General features: G+C 73.6%; 14 protein-coding genes. 4 read left to right on the top strand and 10 right to left on the bottom strand.

From position 1 onward, the window contains the following. Positions 1–57: 57 nt before the first annotated feature. The 5 genes from DEI99_RS02850 to DEI99_RS02830 all read right to left on the bottom strand — a co-directional run bounded on the left by DEI99_RS02850 (position 58) and on the right by DEI99_RS02830 (position 4,976). Positions 58–405 (bottom strand): hypothetical protein, encoded by a 348-nt coding sequence (locus DEI99_RS02850; RefSeq protein WP_111041874.1) that lies wholly within the window; start codon positions 403–405, stop codon positions 58–60. 123 nt (positions 406–528) lie between these two features. After that, positions 529–1,278, bottom strand: coding sequence for a lysophospholipid acyltransferase family protein (locus DEI99_RS02845; protein ID WP_071253599.1), 750 nt, complete (start codon positions 1,276–1,278; stop codon positions 529–531). 88 nt (positions 1,279–1,366) lie between these two features. Then, positions 1,367–3,217, bottom strand: coding sequence for a DNA helicase RecQ (recQ, locus tag DEI99_RS02840; RefSeq protein ID WP_111041873.1), 1,851 nt, complete (start codon positions 3,215–3,217; stop codon positions 1,367–1,369). A gap of 9 nt (positions 3,218–3,226) precedes the next feature. After that, positions 3,227–4,396, bottom strand: a complete 1,170-nt coding sequence (locus DEI99_RS02835; protein ID WP_111041872.1) for a CPBP family intramembrane glutamic endopeptidase — start codon at positions 4,394–4,396, stop codon at positions 3,227–3,229. Positions 4,397–4,457: 61 nt separating this feature from the next. Beyond that, the gene (locus DEI99_RS02830) at positions 4,458–4,976 is read right to left on the bottom strand and encodes a GNAT family N-acetyltransferase (RefSeq protein WP_111041871.1); all 519 of its coding nucleotides are present in this window, start codon (positions 4,974–4,976) and stop codon (positions 4,458–4,460) included. A 201-nt stretch (positions 4,977–5,177) separates the two neighbouring features. On the opposite strand from DEI99_RS02830, the gene DEI99_RS02825 reads away from it, so the two are divergent. Together DEI99_RS02825 and DEI99_RS02820 are read left to right on the top strand one after the other, a co-directional pair. Then, complete coding sequence (locus DEI99_RS02825; RefSeq protein ID WP_258369411.1) at positions 5,178–5,879, top strand: class E sortase; 702 nt, start codon at positions 5,178–5,180, stop codon at positions 5,877–5,879. After that, complete coding sequence (locus DEI99_RS02820; protein ID WP_181434451.1) at positions 5,876–6,052, top strand: hypothetical protein; 177 nt, start codon at positions 5,876–5,878, stop codon at positions 6,050–6,052. Before DEI99_RS02825 ends, DEI99_RS02820 begins: the two co-directional genes overlap by 4 nt. Positions 6,053–6,296: 244 nt before the next feature. Here DEI99_RS02820 and DEI99_RS02815 read toward each other — a convergent pair whose 3' ends face one another. The 4 genes from DEI99_RS02815 to DEI99_RS02800 form a co-directional block, all read right to left on the bottom strand. Further along, on the bottom strand, positions 6,297–9,299 hold the full coding sequence (locus tag DEI99_RS02815; protein ID WP_111041869.1) for an AAA family ATPase: 3,003 nt from the start codon (positions 9,297–9,299) through the stop codon (positions 6,297–6,299). Then, positions 9,299–10,462 carry an exonuclease SbcCD subunit D gene (locus DEI99_RS02810; RefSeq protein WP_111041868.1) on the bottom strand — a complete coding sequence of 388 codons (1,164 nt, stop codon included), beginning with the start codon at positions 10,460–10,462 and terminating at the stop codon, positions 9,299–9,301. The genes DEI99_RS02815 and DEI99_RS02810 overlap by 1 nt, the downstream gene beginning before the upstream one ends. Positions 10,463–10,526: 64 nt before the next feature. Continuing rightward, positions 10,527–11,708 (bottom strand): signal peptidase I, encoded by a 1,182-nt coding sequence (locus DEI99_RS02805; RefSeq protein ID WP_111041867.1) that lies wholly within the window; start codon positions 11,706–11,708, stop codon positions 10,527–10,529. Positions 11,709–11,737: 29 nt separating this feature from the next. Then, positions 11,738–12,337 carry a M73 family metallopeptidase gene (locus DEI99_RS02800; protein WP_071253585.1) on the bottom strand — a complete coding sequence of 200 codons (600 nt, stop codon included), beginning with the start codon at positions 12,335–12,337 and terminating at the stop codon, positions 11,738–11,740. Positions 12,338–12,576: 239 nt separating this feature from the next. On the opposite strand from DEI99_RS02800, the gene DEI99_RS02795 reads away from it, so the two are divergent. Together DEI99_RS02795 and DEI99_RS02790 are read left to right on the top strand one after the other, a co-directional pair. Further along, on the top strand, positions 12,577–13,077 hold the full coding sequence (locus DEI99_RS02795; protein WP_284180935.1) for a MarR family winged helix-turn-helix transcriptional regulator: 501 nt from the start codon (positions 12,577–12,579) through the stop codon (positions 13,075–13,077). Positions 13,078–13,114: 37 nt separating this feature from the next. Next, on the top strand, positions 13,115–13,624 hold the full coding sequence (locus tag DEI99_RS02790; RefSeq protein ID WP_111042820.1) for a mycothiol transferase: 510 nt from the start codon (positions 13,115–13,117) through the stop codon (positions 13,622–13,624). A gap of 161 nt (positions 13,625–13,785) precedes the next feature. On the opposite strand, the gene DEI99_RS02785 is transcribed toward DEI99_RS02790, so the two are convergent. Next, positions 13,786–15,957, bottom strand: a complete 2,172-nt coding sequence (locus tag DEI99_RS02785; protein WP_111042818.1) for a DEAD/DEAH box helicase — start codon at positions 15,955–15,957, stop codon at positions 13,786–13,788. Between the last annotated feature and the right edge of the window lie 203 nt (positions 15,958–16,160).

Raw genomic sequence — 16,160 nt, 5'->3', positions numbered from 1 at the left:
CGCGGGCGCAGCGGCAGGCCGTCGGGGGTCGTGGACATCGTGCGGTCGGCTCCGCGGTCAGACGCGGACGACGCCGTCGCTGGCGATCCGGTCGAGCTCGGTGACGACGGCGTCGACGATCGCGCGGGTGATGGCATCGGCGACGGTCTCGACGAGCACGAGTTGCTCGGGCCGGACGGTGAGCTCGGTCGCGATGGTCGAGGACACCCGCTCCGGGATGCCGTCGATCGCCGCGACGAGCGCTGCGGGGACGAGCGTCGAGTCCCCGGCGCGAACCGGGGCGGAGAGCGGCGACGTCGGCGCGGCAGCCGGCTGCGGCCGTGACGGGGCACCGCCCGTCTGCGGGTGGTCGTGCCGGTGGGCGATCGAGTCGAAGAGCGGGGTGGAGGACATGCTGCTGGCCATCCGATCTGGTCGAGGGGCGCGGCTCGGGATCGGGCGAGCCGCTGACGGGAGGTGTGCCGATCGGCACGCCCGTCATTCAACCAGTAATATTTCAGATGTGCAATAGTGCAGCAGCGGTCGGGATCAGTCGGGGTCGACCGCGGCCACGTTCGGGTCGTCCGGCTGGAGCACCCGCCGCACCCGCTCGACGATCGTCGTCGCCGGCGGGTTGTTGTAGGCGTTCGCCGGCTCCTGCCCGCTGAGCTCCTGGATCGCGGCCATCACGGCGTCGGTCGCGTGACGCCGCGCGCGGCCGGACGACGCCTCGCCGAACGTGGAGAGGTCGAGCGGCTCCCCGAACTCGATCGTGACCTTCGCGAGCTTCGGCATGCGCGAGCCGACGGGTTGGACGTGCTCGGTCCCGGTGAGCGCGACCGGCACCACGGGGGCGCCGCTCGTCAGCGCGAGCCAGGCCACGCCCGTCCGGCCCTTGTACAGGCGGCCGTCCAGGGACCGCGTGCCCTCCGGGTAGATCGCGAAGGCCTCGCCCTCGCGCAGCCGCTCGAGGCCGAGGTCGAGTGCCTGCTGTGCCGCCGCCCCCGCGCCGCGCTGCACGCCGATCGCGCCGATGCCGCCGAAGAACGACCGCGACACCGCACCGCGGAACCCCGTCCCGGTGAAGTACTCCTGCTTCGCCAGGAACGAGACCTTGCGCGGTGCCATGAGCGTGATCGCCGGGGAGTCGATGAACGAGCGGTGGTTGCTCGCCAGGATGACGGGACCGCGGCGGGGGACGTTGCGGCGGCCGATGATCCGCGGGCGCCAGAGCAGGCGGGCCAGCGGCGTCACGACGGCGCGGCTCAACACGGTGGCGAACTTCGTCGAACCGGACACCGGACCTCCTCGTGGCAGCGGGGTTCCGAGTGTAATCAGCCTGCGCCGGGGCACATGCCCGGACGGGCATGGACTGCGACCGACGAGGTCAGTCCGCTGCGGCGACGACGTCGAGCACGGCGCGTCCGTAGTGCTCGAGCTTCGCCGCACCCACGCCGGAGATCTCGGCGAGCTGGTCGACGTCGCTCGGGCGGACGGCGGCGATGCCGCGCAGCGTGGCGTCGTTGAAGACCACGTAGGCGGGCACGCCCTGCTCACGGGCCTGTGCCGCACGCCAGGCACGCAGGGCCTCGAACAGGCCGACGGCTTCCTGCGGCATGTCGGTGACGACGGTCCGCCGGCTGCTTCGGCCTGCGCGCGGGGCCTTCACGGGGTCGCGGCGCATCCGCACCTGGACCTTGCCGGTCAGGACCTCGGCACTCGTCGGACTGAGGACCACGGTGCCGAAGCCGTCGCCCGACACCGCGGCGTAGCCCTGGGCGAGCAACTGCCGGGCGACCGCGCGCCACTCGCCTTCGGAAAGGTCGGACCCGATGCCGAAGGTCGCCAGGGAGTCGTGGCGGAGCTCTTGGACGCGGGGCGACTGCTTGCCGACGAGGATGTCGACGAGGTGCGCGACGCCGTACCGCTGGCCGCGCTCACGTTCGAGGCGGACGACGGTGGACAGGAGCTTCTGCGCGGGGACGGTGCCGTCCCACGACTCAGGCGGTGCGATGCACGTGTCGCAGTTGCCGCACGCCGTGCTCTCCTGCCCGAAGTAGGCGAGCAGACGCACGCGACGGCACTCGATCGTCTCGCACAGGCTGAGCATGGCGTCGAGGTGGGCGCTGAGCTGCCGGCGGTGCGCGGCGTCGCCGTCGGACTGGTCGATCATGCGGCGCTGCTGCACCACGTCGTTGAGACCGTAGGCGAGCCACGCCGTCGACGGCAGTCCGTCGCGCCCGGCGCGACCGGTCTCCTGGTAGTAGCCCTCGACCGACTTGGGCAGGTCGAGGTGCGCCACGAAGCGGACGTCGGGCTTGTCGATGCCCATGCCGAACGCGATGGTGGCGACCATGACGATGCCGTCCTCGCGCAGGAAGGTCGACTGGTTGCGCGCACGGACCCGCGCGTCGAGGCCGGCGTGGTACGGCAGAGCCTGGATGCCCTGCTCCGCGAGCGCCGTGGCGGTGCGCTCCACCGAGTTGCGGGACAGGCAGTACACGATGCCCGAGTCGCCGCTGTGCTCGGTCCGGATGAAGGTCAGCAGCTGCTGCAACGCACCGGTCTTCGGTTCGATGCGGTACTGGATGTTCGGTCGGTCGAAGTCGGCGACGAAGTGCGCGGCGTCGTCGAGGCCGAGCCGCCCGGAGATCTCGCGGTGGGTCTGCGGGGTCGCCGTGGCGGTCAGGGCGATGCGCGGCACCGTCGGCCAGCGCTCGTGCAGGACGCTGAGTTCGAGGTAGTCCGGCCGGAAGTCGTGCCCCCACTGGGCGACGCAGTGCGCCTCGTCGATGGCGAACAGCGCGACGCGGGCGCGGTCGAGCAGCGCGCGGGTGGACTCGAGCCGGAGCCGCTCGGGCGCCAGGTAGAGCATGTCGACCTCGCCCTGCACGACCGCGCGCTCGACCCGGGCACGCTCGTCGGGACCCTGCGTCGAGTTGAGGAACGCGGCACGCACGCCGTTCGCGGCGAGGGCGTCGACCTGGTCCTGCATGAGCGCGATGAGCGGCGACACCACGACCCCGACGCCGTCGCGCACGAGGGCGGGCACCTGGTAGCAGAGCGACTTGCCGCCACCGGTCGGCATGAGCACGAGGGCGTCGCCACCGGACACCACCTGGTCGATGATGGCGGCCTGCTCGCCGCGGAAGTCGTCGTACCCCCAGACCCGGTGCAGCACGTCGAGTGCAGCGCCACGGGAAGCAGACACGGCGGCGGGCGCGGGCGTGGTGCTCATGGGACGAGCCTACGGGCGACCGGCGACACCCTGGGGCTTGTCCACAGCGACGGGATCGCTGCCCGTGCCGTCCTCGTCGGACGCGGCAGGGGCGGTGGCGGTGACCGCCTGGCCGGGTCCGGCCGGCGCGGCCTGCCAGCCCGTGCCTCCTGGCCGGAGCCACGTGCGTCCGCCTGCCCAGACCGGCACGGGGCCACGGAAGCGGGGCGACTCGGCGCCCGCGAAGCGGCGGTCGAGTCGACGCCACCGCGCGAGCAGTTCGACCATGCCCCAGAACAGGAGCGACGTGCCGAGGGTGACGAGCCACCCGCCCGGGGTGCCGTTCGCGTCGTCGGACGACAGGTCGATCCCGGACCAGCCCGGCGCCTGGAGCACGAAGATCATGATGTTGTTGAAGGCGTGCTGCAGGACGGTCGCCTCGAGCCCGCCGGTGCGCAGGACGATGATCGCGGCGATGAGGCCGAACGAACCGACGTCCAGGATGCCCCAGATGTTGTAGCCGTTCGGGATGTGCAGCACGGCGAACACGACGGTCGAGACCGCGACCGCGATGACGGTCCCGCCGACCCGCCACGGGATCCACGAGCCGATGGTCTGCATGAGGAAGCCGCGGAAGATGTACTCCTCGGCGGCGCCCTGGAACGGCACGAGCGCGACGACGAGCACCAGCGTCAGGGTCAGCGTGCCGAGGGAGACGGTCGACTGTCCGATCGCGTCGTGGTTCCACGCGAAGCCACCGTCGGTCGTGATCATGCCGCCGTCCCAGAACAGGCCGGTCTGCACCACGAACATGATCGCCGCGATGACGAGCGTCGGCAGCAGGCACCAGGCCGTCCAGGCCCAGCGCACCCGGAAGCGCGCCGAGGACAGGATGCCGGCCGAGCCGACGCGGGCGACCCGCACCGCGAGCAGGATGCCCGGCAGCAGGACCACGAGCGAGACGAGCGAGAGCGACAGGATGAGCGGGTCGGTGGGGTCGAGCGCCCCGCCGGCCAGGTCGTCCTGCAGGTCGATGAGCCCCTGGGCACCCTGTGTCGCCCCGATCGGCACGAAGAACGCGACCGCGATGAGGACCTGCGAGACGAGGTACCACCCAGCCAGGAAGGCGAGGGCGACGAGGGGGCGCCACCACCTCCAGCGTGCGTCGACGCGGGGCAGGCGGTGGTAGGGAACGCTCACGCCGAGCAGGGTACCGGGCGGGCCGGGGCGCGAGCCGTGCGGGCGCCGGGCGCCGGACGGGTCAGTCGTCGGGGATGAGGCGCTTGCCGAGCGACACCGCGTGGTCGGGGGCGTAGCCGAGGGACTCGTAGAACCGGATGACCTGCTCGTTGCCCGCGCGCACCTGCAGGTTGACCTTCGGGCAGCCCCGGTCCGTGAGCAGCCGTTCGAACTCCGCCATGAGGCCCCGACCGAGCCCGGACCCCTGCAGGTCGGGCTGCACGGCGAGGTAGTTCACCCAGCCACGGTGCCCGTCGAACCCGGCCATGCCCGCGGCGACGATCATCGACCCGGACGGCGCGGTGGCCGCTCGGCTGGTGTCCGCTCGCCCGGCGTCCGCTGGGCTGTTGGCCGGTCGTCCGGCATCGGCCGGCCCGGTGTCCGCTCGCTCGACGACGAGGAACAGCTCGGGCTGCACCGTGCGCTTCCGCTCGATGTCCCGGCGCGGGTCGTTCCACGGACGGACGAGACCGCACGACTCCCAGAGGGCGACGACCGACTCGGTGTCGTCCGGGCGGAACGGCCGGGTGCGGTACTCCATGCCCTCACCGTAACGGGGGTGTGGAGAACGTCGTCACCGGGCCGCCGCCGTGATCTGATAGACCTGTCCGACCACCATCCGATCAGGAGCCCCGTGACCGCACACGACACTCTGCCGTCGCGCCGCAGCGCACGGGACGACGCACGCGGCGCACGCTCCGGACGACCCGCACGGCGTCGTCAGACCGTGGGCGGCGCGATCGTGTCCTTGATCGCCGAGCTGCTCATCATCGCCGGCGCCGGAACCGGCCTGTACGTGGTGTGGACCGCCTGGTGGACGGACGTCGTCGCCGTCAACGAGCAGACCAAGCTCGTGCAGGGCCTCGACCAGCTGAAGACCCCCGACGAGGTCGGCACCGAACACCGCGGCACCGCCCCCGTCCTCGCCGAACCGCCGGACGTCACCGACGTGTTCGGCACCATGCAGATCCCCCGCTTCGGCAAGGACTACAACCGCCCCATCGGCGAGGGCACCGACCGCGAACGCGTGCTGAACACCATCGGCCTCGGGCACTACCAGGACACCGCGATGCCCGGCGCCCCGGGCAACTTCGCCGTCGCCGGACACCGTGTCACCTACGGCAAGCCGCTCAACCAGATCGCCGAGCTGCAGAAGGGCGACTCCGTCGTGGTCCGGGTCACCGACGCGAAGCAGAAGTTCGACGTCTGGTACGTCTACAAGGTCACCGGCAGCCAGATCGTCACCCCGGACCACATCGAGACCATCGCACCGGTCCCGAACAAGCCCGGCGTCGAACCCTCCGCGAAGGACCGCTGGCTCACCCTCACCGCGTGCCACCCGATGTGGTCCGCCGCGGAACGCTTCGTCACCCACGCCAAGCTCGACTACTGGATGCCCGCCTCCGAGGGCACCCCGAAGGAACTCGCGGAGACCGCCCGATGATCTTCCCGCTGGTGTGGCGGCTCCTGCCCGGACCGACCGTCCTCAAGGTGCTCGAGCTGATCGTCCTGCTCGCCGCGATCGTGTACGTGCTGTTCACGTGGGTGTTCCCCTGGATCGCCGCCGACATCCTGCCGCCGCCGGACGGCACGGTCGAGACGACGCCGACGCCCTGACACCGGCGGCGCTCGGTGCTCGGTGCTCGGTGCTCGGTGCCCGGGGGTCGGCACTCGGCGCCCGGCGCCGGCGCCCGAGCGGCATCCAGTGAGCAGACGATGTCGGGTGCGACCAGCGCACGCGGCGTGTTCTGCTCACTCGCCGCAGACCGAGGCGAGACGGGACCGCCGCGCGCCAGGGCAGGACGGGACCAGGGCGAGCCAGGGCGCGCCGCCGCGGGACGCGCCCCGCGCCCCGCCCCCGTCAGACGGTCGTCGTGACCTGCGACCCGCCCGCCGCGGTGCGCCGGACGGCGATGCGCTCCGGGATCCGCTGCTTGAGTTCCTCGACGTGGCTGACGATGCCCACCTGGCGGCCACCGGCGGTCAGCCGCGAGAGCTGCCCGATGACGTCGTCGAGGGTCTCCGGGTCGAGTGTCCCGAAGCCCTCGTCGACGAACAGCGTGCCGAGGGAGACCCCGCCGGCCTCGGCCTGCACGACGTCGGCGAGTCCGAGCGCGAGACAGAGCGACACCGTGAAGGTCTCGCCGCCGGACAAGCTGCGCGGGTCGCGCACGGTGTCGGTCGTGTGGTCGTGCACGGCGAGCGCCAGACCGGTCCGGCGCGAGCGCGACCCGGACTCGCGTTCGTCCGAGGTCTCGAGCGTGAAGCGGCCGCCGAGCATGCCCCGCAGCCGGTCGTTCGCCGCGGCGACGACGTCCTCGAAGCGGCGCATGAGCACGTAGGTGCCGAGCGTGATCCCCGTCGGGTTCACCGATGACACCCCGTTCGCGACGTCGGCGAGGCGGACCACGGCCCGGCTCCTCGCCGAGGTGTCGTCACGGGCCCGGACGGCGCGGTCGAGTTCGGCGGCGCACCGATCGACGGCGTCCGCTCGGTCGGAGGCGGACACCGCGGCGCGGGTGGCGTCCTGCAGGGTGGCCTCGGCACCGGCGCGGGCCTCGCGCGCTCCGTCCGGGTCGAGCTGTGCGGCGTCGTCCGCTGCCGCGGCGACCACCGCGGGCTCGGCCAGGCCTGCCTGCACGACGGCCCGCTCGGCGTCGGCGGCGGCCACGACCGCCCGGTGGCGCGCGGCGGTGTCGGCGTCGAGCAGGGCGGCTCGGGCCCCGGCGACGTCGTCGAAGCCCTGTGCCGCCAGGACGCGTGCGACCTCGTCACGGCGCTCGGCGAGCGTCCGTGCGGCCTGCGCGGCGCGCTCGTCCGCCTCGACCACGGCGCGGAGGCCCGCGAGCCGGACGTCGAGCCGGTCGACCACCGCCGCGAGCGGGAGCGGCGCGTCGTCGGGTCCGACGGCGGAACCCGGGGCGAGGCGGGGAGCGAGACGCTCGCGGGCGTCCTGCACGGTGCGCAGGTCGGCGTCGAGGCGCTCGGCGTCGGACACCGCCGTCGCCGCCGTGAGCCGCTGCCGGGCGTCGAGGTCGTTGCGCTCCCGTTCGAGCACACCGGTGCGGGTGTCGTGCTCGGCGCGCTGCCGTTCGTGCTGGAGCACGAGCTCGGCCGCGTCGCGCGCCGCCCGGACCCGCTCGGCCGCCGCGGCCGTCATGGCGTCGATCCCGGCCTCGTCGAGAGCGCCGACGACGCCGACGAGGCGCTGGTGCTCGGCGCGGTCGACGGCGAGACCAGCGGCCGCGTCGGCGAGCTGCTGGTCGGCACGACGGGTCGCCGCGGCCGCTGCGTCGACGTCGGCGATCGAGGGGTGGTCGTCCTGCGGGACGGCGACCGCGGGGTGCGCCGTCGATCCGCACACCGGGCAGGGGTCGCCCGGTGTCAGCGCTGCACCGAGTTCGCCGGCGAGGCCGGCGATGCGACGCTCGCGCAGCGCACGTTCGGCGTCGAGGGCCCGCGTCGCGGCGACCCGTGCGGCGGCGACCGACCGTTCGGCGTCGGCCACGCGGACTGCGGCACGGTCGCGGGCGGCGAGGTCGTCGCGGAGGCCGCGGACCCGCGCGACCTCGTGCGCCGCGGGATCGGCGTCGGCCGCGGTCGTCGCGGCGGTGCGGGCGGCCTCGACGATGCGCGCGCGTTCGGCAGGACGGGCGTCGAGGGCGGTGTCGAGCTGCACGAGCTGCGCCGCGAGCCGCTCCGCCGTCGCGGTCGCGTCGGCGACGGCGTCGCGCCGGGCTGCGGTACTGGACTCGACGCCGACCAGGTGCCGCACGGCGGCGAGGTCGTCCGTCAGGGTGTCCCGCTGCTGCACGACGGCGTCCGGTGCGTCGTCGACCAGCCCGTGCTCGTCGCGCAGGCGATCGGCCGCCGTCGCGGTGTCGTCCGCCCGGCCCCGGGCGGCGTCGAGCCCGTCGGCGACCGCCGCGACCCGCGCGGCCCGCTCGCCGTCCGCCACGGCCGCGCGCGCACGCTCCACCGTGGGAGCGTCATCGTCGAGTGCGGTGCGTCGACGCAGGAGCTCGGCGCGGCGGTCGCGCGCGGCGATCCTGGCGGTGACCTGCTGCTCGTGCGCCACGGCCGCCACGGCGGCGGCAGCGGCAGCGACCCGCTCGGCCTCGGCGGCGTCCGACGCGGCCCGCAGGGAGCGGACGGTGGGCTCGACCACGGCCTCGTCGGCGTCGTCGACGCCAGCGGCCTGCGCGAAGCGGTTCAGTGCGTCGCGCACGCGGTCGTCGGCGCCGTCGACCTCGGCCTGCACGGCGCGCCGACGTGCTGCGAGCTCGTCGGCCGTGCGGTCGTAGACCTGCGTGCCGAACAGCGACTGCAGGAGCTTGCGGCGGTCCTCGCCCGGGGAGCGGAGGAAGCGGGCGAACTCGCCCTGCGGCAGCACCACGGTCTGCAGGAACTGCGCCCGGTCGAGGCCGACGGCCCGGGTGATCTCGAGACCGATCTCGGGGATGCGCGACGACACCGGTTCGCCGGCGACGTCGGCGGGTCCGGCGAGCCGGAACAGCTGCGCCGACGCCTGCTGCTTGACCGTGCCGGTCCCCCGCTGCTTCGGACGGTCGTACTGCGGGGTCCGTCGGACCCGGAAGACCCCGGCGCCGGTCTCGAAGACGAGCTCGACGAACGGTTCGACGGCGGGGTCGGCGTGCTGGCTGTGCAGGCGGTCGGAGCTGGCGTCGGACCCGGCGAGCCCGCCGTAGAGGGCGAAGACGACGGCGTCGATGATGGTCGACTTGCCGGAGCCGGTCGGCCCTTCGAGCAGGAAGACCCCGGACGCGGCGAGCGCCGCGAAGTCGATGGAGACCAGGTCCGGGTACGGGCCGATGGCGCGCAGGTCGAGGCGGTGCAGGTACATCAGCGGTCCCCCTCGTGCTGCAGCGCCAGGGCAGCGGCCTCGTACGCCTCGGTCAGGACGGCGTGCTCGTCGGCGTCGGGCACCGCACCGGTGGCGTACGTGACGAAGTCCGCGGCGACCTCGACCGGGTCGGACGTGGCGGTGACGGCCCGGGCGACCGAGGCGGGCCCGCGGTCGGCCGGTTCGTGCGTGATCGCCAGCGCGTGCGGGAAGTGCTCCTTCACGCGGGCGTACATGCGCTCCGGGTGCACGGTGTCGGTGACGGCCACCCGGACCCAGGCGTCGGCGTCCGCCCGGTGGGCCCCGGCCTCGAGGTCGTCGATCGTGCCGCGGACGTCGACGAGTCGGCGGGGCACCGGGGTGGGGACGGGTTCGACGGTCACCGCGCCGGCGGCGTCGAGGTCGACCACCGTGACGGACTTGCGCTGGTCGCGCTCCCCGAAGGAGAACGCCAGGGGCGAGCCGGCGTACCGGATCCGACCGCCGTCGCCGACGCGCTGCGGCCCGTGCAGGTGCCCGAGGGCGACGTAGTCGAAGTCGGCGAACACCGACTCGGCGACGCGGTCCACGCCGCCGACGCGGATGTCCTGTTCGCTGTCGCTCGGGTCGGCCCCGCCGACGAACGCGTGCGCGACGACGACGCTCCTGGTGCCGGTACGCCCTGCGAGGTCGGCGCGGATCCGCTCGGTCGCGGCCTGCACCACCGCGTGGTGGGACCGTGCGAGCGGCTCGTCGGGCACGGCGGCCAGGGCGTACCGCGTCAGGTCGGGGTGCAGGTACGGGATGCCGTAGACCGCGACCGGACCGTGGTCGTCGGTGACGAGCACGGGTTCGCCGACGCGTGCGGGTTCGGCGAGGATCCGGACCCGGGCGCCCATCACCCCGGCACCGAACCCGAGCCGCGCGGCGGAGTCGTGGTTGCCCGGGGTGAGCACGACCGTGGCGGTCTCGGCCAGGCGTTCGAGTGCGCGGGACAGCATCCGGACGGCGTCGACCGGCGGGATGGCCCGGTCGTAGACGTCGCCGGCGATGACGACGAGGTCGACGGACCGCGCCGCGACCAGGTCGACGAGCCAGTCGAGGAACGCCGCCTGGTGCTCGAGGAGGTCGGCACCGAGCAGCGTACGGCCGAGGTGCCAGTCGCCGGTGTGCAGGATGCGCATGCCGCCACGCTAACGCCGGCCGGGGACATCCCCCGCCGGCCGCGCGCACCCTGTGGAGAACCGGTCAGCCGCAGGCCGCGGAGGTCAGGATGCCCGCCACCGACGACACCTTGACGTTCACGGTGGCGGTGCTCACCGTCGTCCACGACCCCCCGAGGTTCGTCCGCAGCTGCAGCACGTACGGGGTGTTGAGGGCGAGGAGCCCGCCGCCGCTGTACGTCAGCGACCGGGCCGTGCCGCCGGCGGTCGCGACCACGGTGCTGCCGGACACCAGGTCGAAGGAGACCGGCACGGTCGAGCCCTGGTACGTCCAGCTGATCTGGACCGACGTCGACGACGACGTCGACGACGCCGGGGAGCACGACAGCGTCGGCACGGCGGTCGCCGTCCCGGCGACGAAGGTCGAGGTCGGGTTGCCGGTCGTCGTCCCGAACGGAGCCGCCACCGCCTGCGCGGGGAGCAGGAACCCGGTGCCGGCGACGACCACGACCACCACCGCGGCCCCGCCCCGGCGCAGGCGCCGGACGCGACGTTCCCGCGCCCGTGCGGCGCGGCGGCCGCGGACGGCCGTGCCGCCGGACGGGAGGCCCGTGGCGGTGCCGACCCGTGCCTCCCGTCCGGCGGGGACGCGAGCCGCGACGTCGCCGTCACCGTCGTCGTCGGCGGGTGACGGTCCGCCGTCCGGGTCCGACCGGGCGGTGCGACGGAGGGACCCGTCGGCGCCGCACAGCGCGAGCAGGGCGACCAGGCCGACCGCGAGGACGGCGACGCTCCCCCACCGTCCCTCGCGGAGCCAGCGGACCGGCGCCCCGACGAAGGGGATCCGCAGGAACGCCACCCCGCGGACGGCGGACCGTTCGACCGGGGTCGAGTCCTGCTGCGGGTTCGCGTCGCCCTTCGTGATGATGGTGTCGCCCGGGCCGTCCTCGACGTAGCGGTGCATGCGCAGGTGACCGCGCTGGTCCGGGTCCGCTGCGAGCAGGATCCGCCCCGGACGCACCTCGGACGGCGCGACCGGACGCGTGACCACGACGTCGCCCGGCGCGAGCCGCGGCTCCATCGACCCGGTCATCACGGTGGTCGGCTGCCAGCCGATCACCGCGGGGGCCGCCGACCACAGGGCGAGCCCGAGGAGCGTCGCCACCACGCCGCGGGCGACCGTGGCGACGACCACGCGGCCCCAGTCGACCGCGTCGTGGAGCGCCTGGTGCGGTGGGTGACCACCGGGCGCCGGGATGCTGACCATGACCGCCTCCGACGGATCGTGCGGGGCGATCAGCTGTTCTGGGCCTCCCACGTCAGGCCGAGCGAGGCGGTGCCGCCCTGCACCGTGTTCGGGGCGCCGCTCGCGACCGTGTAGGTGAAGCGGTAGACGCGCGCCTCGGACGAGCCGCCGCCCGGCGCCCAGGTCCCGACGCCGGAGGCGAAGTTCGTGGAGGTCGACCCGAAGCCGGCGACCGTGCCGGTGTAGAGCGTGCCGCTCGTCGCCGCCGGGGTGAAGCCGGTGCACGACCCGGCGCCGCCGCCGGTGCCCTGCTCGACCGTCAGGTTGAGGTTGGCGGCCAGGTTGTTCGTGGTCGACGCGTTCGTGCCGTAGAGCTTCACGGTCGAGGGCAGCGAGCCCGTCGACGTGACGGTGATGCAGTTCGCCGCCGTCGACCCCGGCTTGAGGTTCGTGGCGGTGAAGAGCGCGGTGTTGCTGTCGTCGTCGGTCAGGGCGACGGTGCCCGCGGTCCAGTTGTTCGTCGGGTTGACGGTGGTCGCCGAGAAGGCCGAGTAGGACGCGGTCGAGACGACCGCTCCCGAGGCGACGAGCGCGGCCGGGATGGCGATCCAGGCGGCGAGACGGGCAGCACGAGGCGTGACACGGGACATGGGTGTCCTCCGAGGTGAAGATGTCTGATCGAGGTCCGGCCGGATCCGCGGTGGTTGGTCGCGCTGCGTGCCGGGGTGGTACGACGATCAAGCTACGTTCGCCGGAACCGCCCCACAAGGGGGGCCGTCACCCCCACTGTTGGGGGTGGTTCGATCATCGAGATGCTTGGACACTGACCAGCACGGCGGAGTTCCCCCGCCGTCACGCCGTCCCTGCGGCGCACCCCTGAGAAGAGCCGATGACGGACACCGACTGGGCCGTCCGGCCCACCCCCACCACCACCCTCGAACCGACGCCGACCCCGACCCCGGACCAGGACCTCGACCGCGCACTCGAGGCCTACCGGAGCCTGCAGGTCCACCACGCGCGCGTCGCCGCCGCCGAGGCCGCCCGGCGCGGCCTCGGGACCACCGACCTGCGCTTCCTGTTCGCGCTCGCGGCGCACCCGAGCGGCCGGGTGCTCCCGAAGCAGGCCGCCGGCGCCCTCGGCCTGTCGACCGGCGCGATGACGTCGTTGATCGACCGGCTCGAGGCCCGCGACCTCGTCCGCCGTGTCCCGAACCCGGCGGACCGGCGCAGCGTCGAGGTCCGCATCACCGAGGCCGGCACCCGGAGCGCCGCCGAGGTCAAGGACGTGTACCGCGAGGCCTTCTCCGCAGCCGTCCCGACCGACCGGATGGCCGTGCTCGCCGCGCTGCTCGAGTCGCTCGACCAGGAGCTCGTCGCCCGCCTCGCGTGACATGGACGTGTCGTCGCCCCGGCGTAGCGTGAGCGGCATGACCCCATCCGAAGTCCTCATCGAAGCGTTCTCCCGCGTACCGTCGACCGTCGAACGGGCGGTCGAGGGCCTGTCCGAGGACCAGCTCGCGGCACGCCCCGCCACCGGGGCGAACACCCTGGCCTGGCTCGCGTGGCACATCGCCCGAGGGCAGGACGCGCAGGTCGCCGACCTCGCCGGCACCGAGCAGGTCTGGAGCGCCGACGGCTGGTACGACCGCTTCGACCTGCCGTTCCCGGCCGAGGCGCTCGGCTACGGCATGTCCCGCGACGACGTCGGTCGGGTGCGGGCCTCCGCCGAGCTGCTCACCGGGTACCTGCGCGCGGTGCACGAGCGCACGGTCGCCTACCTCGGCACGCTCGGCCCGGACGACCTGGACCCCGTCGTCGACGACGCGTGGGACCCGCCCGTGACGGCCGGCGCCCGGCTCGTGAGCATCCTCGACGACTGCACGCAGCACGCCGGGCAGGCCGGCTTCGTGCGCGGGCTGCTGTTCTTCAACCGCTGAGCGCGCTGCCGCGCGGTCGCGCGCGCTCGTGCGCGCGGTCGCTTCGTGAGCAGGAACGGTCGGGTCCGACTTCGCGACCCGACCGTTCCTGCTCACCATGTGACGGACGGGAGGCCCGGTACCAGCTGGTACCAGGCCTCCCGTCCGTCGTGTGGTCGCGACTACCGCGCAGCGAGCTCCGACACGATGCCGTCGCCGGGTGCGGCCTGCACCAGGTCCGCCTCGATCTCGGCGCGCTCGAGGATGCCCTCGATCTTGCGGATGCGGCCACGCGGGACGATCGTCACGACCGTGCCCTCCTTGCCGGCACGACCGGTGCGGCCGGAGCGGTGCATGTACGCCTTGTAGTCGTCCGGGGCGTCCGCCTGCACGACGAGCGAGACGTCGTCGACGTGGATGCCGCGGGCGGCGACGTCGGTGGCCACGAGCACGTTCACCCGGCCGCTCGTGAGCAGCTGCAGGTTGCGGGTGCGGCGCGACTGGTTCAGGTCACCGTGGAGCGAGGTCGCGCGGATGCCGGCGTCCTCGAACTGGTCGGCCAGGCGCTCGGCGTAGGCGCGGGTCCGGGCGAAGACGATGGTCTTGCCGTCGCCGGCGACCAGCTCCTCGAGGACACGGTCCTTCTCGCGCTGCTCGACCACGAGCACACGGTGGTCGATGGTCGAGGACGCCTGGTCCTCACCCGCGACCTCGTGCACGCTCGGCTCGTGCAGGAACTCCTCGACGAGCGCCGCGACCTGGGTGTCGAGCGTCGCGCTGAACAGCAGCTTCTGCGCACGGTTGCCCTGCGGGGTGACCTCGGCCGTGGCGGAGAGGATCTCCTGCACCGGCTCGAGGAACCCGAGGTCGCACATGTGGTCGGCCTCGTCGAGCACGGAGATGATGACCTCGCTGAGGTCGAGCTTCCCCTTGTTCATGAGGTCCTGCACGCGACCGGGGGTGCCGACGATGATGTCGACACCGCGCTCGAGCGCGCCCTCCTGACGGCCGTAGGGCACGCCGCCGTAGATCTGCGTCGTGAACAGGCCGACCGAGCGGGCGATGGGCTGCACGGTGCGGTCGATCTGCAGGGCGAGCTCGCGGGTCGGCGCGAGGATGAGCGCACGCGGGGCGCGGCCCATCTTGCGCTTGGTGCCGCCTCCGTGCTCCATGAGCTTCTCGACCAGGGGCGCACCGAAGGCGATGGTCTTGCCGGAGCCGGTACGGCCACGGCCGAGGACGTCCTTGCCTGCGAGCACGTCGGGGATCGTCGCCGCCTGGATCGGGAACGGGCTCGACGCGCCGAGCTCCTGCAGGGCGCGGGAGATGTTGCCGCCGATGCCGAGGTCGCCGAAGGTCACGCCCTCGACGTCGGCCGCGACGGTGGCCTCGGCCTGGAGCTTCTCGAGCTTGACGTCGTCGGCCGGCACGAAGCCCGTGCGCTCGGAGCGAGCCTCGCGCTCGGAGTCGCGGCGCGGGGCGCTGCGGTCGTCGCGGTCGAACCGACGCGGCGCACGGTCGTCGCGGTCGAAGCGACGCGGGCGGTCGTCGTTGTCACGACGGGGAGCACGGTCGTCGCGGTCGAAGCGACGGGGAGCGCGGTCGTCGGCGTCACGACGCGGAGCACGGTCGTCCCGGTCGAACGAGCGACGCGGGCGGTCGTCGTTGTCACGACGGGGAGCACGGTCGTCGCGGTCGAAGCGACGCGGGCGGTCGTCACGGTCGAAGCGACGGGGAGCACGGTCGTCGGCGTCACGACGCGGAGCGCGGTCGTCCCGGTCGAACGAGCGACGCGGGCGGTCGTCGTTCTCACGACGCGGAGCACGGTCGTCGCGATCGAAGCGACGCGGAGCACGGTCGTCCCGGTCGAACCGACGCGGGCGGTCGTCGCTGTCACGACGCGGAGCACGGTCGTCCCGGTCGAAGCGACGAGGCGCACGGTCGTCCCGGTCGAAGCGACGCGGGGCACGGTCGTCCCGGTCGAAGCGACGCGGAGCACGGTCGTCGGCGTCACGACGCGGAGCACGGTCGTCGCGATCGAAGCGACGCGGGGCACGGTCGTCGCGATCGAAGCGACGCGGGGCACGGTCGTCGCGGTCGAAGCGACGCGGAGCGCGGTCGTCGCGGCGCTGGCCGGCGTCGCGCGGCTCCCAGTTCGGACGGGCCGGACGCTCGCCCTGTGCCGAGCGGCCGCGACGCTCCTCGGCGTCCCAGCGCTGCTTCTGGCGCGGCTGCGACGGGTCGGCGGCGCGGAAGCCGCGGTGCTTGCTGCTGCGAGCGGCGGGGGTGCCGTTCGGGTGACGGACACGGTCGGAGGCGCGGTTGTCCGCGCCGCCCTTGTTGTACGGGGCCATGACTGCTTTCTCGGGTGCGCAACGTACCGCAGCGCCCGACAGCGACATCGGCGGGGGCTGCTTGCGGAGAGGGGGTTCATCCCGTCGCGATTCGACGTGATTCCAGCCCTCGAGCAACACACACCCAGCAGAAGTCCGTGATCACGATGTCACGGTGTCGAAGGCCGACCGGACGATCCTACGCGACCGGACGCGCCGGTACC

Source organism: Curtobacterium sp. MCLR17_036, assembly GCF_003234445.2.
Lineage (GTDB): Bacteria > Actinomycetota > Actinomycetes > Actinomycetales > Microbacteriaceae > Curtobacterium.
This window is presented reverse-complemented; position numbering and strand designations above follow the sequence as displayed.

Bases quoted from the DNA above. Each gene is read 5' to 3' on its own strand.
- DEI99_RS02830 (WP_111041871.1), bottom strand. From the start codon at position 4,976: ATGGAGTACCGCACCCGGCCGTTCCGCCCGGACGACACCGAGTCGGTC.
- DEI99_RS02820 (WP_181434451.1), top strand. From the start codon at position 5,876: ATGATCTTCCCGCTGGTGTGGCGGCTCCTGCCCGGACCGACCGTCCTC.
- recQ (WP_111041873.1), bottom strand. From the start codon at position 3,217: ATGAGCACCACGCCCGCGCCCGCCGCCGTGTCTGCTTCCCGTGGCGCT.
- DEI99_RS02850 (WP_111041874.1), bottom strand. From the start codon at position 405: ATGGCCAGCAGCATGTCCTCCACCCCGCTCTTCGACTCGATCGCCCAC.
- DEI99_RS02795 (WP_284180935.1), top strand. From the start codon at position 12,577: ATGACGGACACCGACTGGGCCGTCCGGCCCACCCCCACCACCACCCTC.
- DEI99_RS02810 (WP_111041868.1), bottom strand. From the start codon at position 10,462: ATGCGCATCCTGCACACCGGCGACTGGCACCTCGGCCGTACGCTGCTC.
- DEI99_RS02805 (WP_111041867.1), bottom strand. From the start codon at position 11,708: ATGGTCAGCATCCCGGCGCCCGGTGGTCACCCACCGCACCAGGCGCTC.
- DEI99_RS02785 (WP_111042818.1), bottom strand. From the start codon at position 15,957: ATGGCCCCGTACAACAAGGGCGGCGCGGACAACCGCGCCTCCGACCGT.
- DEI99_RS02800 (WP_071253585.1), bottom strand. From the start codon at position 12,337: ATGTCCCGTGTCACGCCTCGTGCTGCCCGTCTCGCCGCCTGGATCGCC.
- DEI99_RS02790 (WP_111042820.1), top strand. From the start codon at position 13,115: ATGACCCCATCCGAAGTCCTCATCGAAGCGTTCTCCCGCGTACCGTCG.
- DEI99_RS02815 (WP_111041869.1), bottom strand. From the start codon at position 9,299: ATGTACCTGCACCGCCTCGACCTGCGCGCCATCGGCCCGTACCCGGAC.